The following is a 230-nucleotide window of genomic DNA, read 5'->3' as shown; positions in this document are numbered from 1 at the left end:
CTTAAAAGGCGTTGAATACCGTGTCATTTTGGCAAACTTAGCGCCCGAAAATTTAGGGGTTAATAAATCAATTGATTTAGCTGGCGCGATAATTAAACAGATAAATATACTTAATAAAACCTACCCTGATTTAAGCATTACTTACTCTGGTGTGCTATTTCATACGGCTGAAAATGCTAAACAAGCTAAATACGAGATGAGCCTGTTTGGTGGCATTAGCTTATTAGCCC

The 230-nt window shown here is 37.0% G+C and carries 1 protein-coding gene; it reads left to right on the top strand.

Annotated elements, in window-relative coordinates:
• Nucleotides 1–230 (top strand): hypothetical protein (locus AAEY88_RS15755; RefSeq protein WP_350563911.1); only part of this gene is annotated, 230 nt, incomplete at both ends.

Origin of the sequence: Psychrobacter sp. CAL346-MNA-CIBAN-0220, assembly GCF_040309805.1 — a bacterium.
In the GTDB taxonomy this organism is placed as follows: domain Bacteria; phylum Pseudomonadota; class Gammaproteobacteria; order Pseudomonadales; family Moraxellaceae; genus Psychrobacter.
Note: the sequence above shows the minus strand (reverse complement) of the source record. Positions and strands in the feature narration are given on the sequence as shown.